The 255-nt window shown below is 55.3% G+C and carries 1 protein-coding gene; it reads right to left on the bottom strand.

The annotated features are described in order from the left end of the window. The coding region (locus B4920_RS27060; RefSeq protein ID WP_173862730.1) for an MFS transporter at positions 1 to 255 on the bottom strand (255 nt) is incomplete at both ends.

A 255-nucleotide genomic window follows, 5' to 3' on the forward strand; every position in this document is an offset into this window, starting at 1 on the left:
CCTTAGGGATCAAAAATACCGCGAGCATAGCAGCAAAGGCACAGGCCGCCGCGAATACCCAAGACCACACAGCGCCGCTGCCATCGCCCCAGATATAACCGCAAATCCAAGTTCCGAGTGCGCCGCCAACCCCAAAGCTTAAGCTGGCATACAGGGCTTGTCCTTGACTGCGATGACTGGCATCAAAATGGCGGTGCACAAATTGAATCGAGGCCGCATGAGTCAAACCGAAGGTGAACGCATGCAGTACTTGGC

Source organism: Zoogloea sp. LCSB751, from assembly GCF_002028455.1.
Classification (GTDB): domain Bacteria; phylum Pseudomonadota; class Gammaproteobacteria; order Burkholderiales; family Rhodocyclaceae; genus Zoogloea.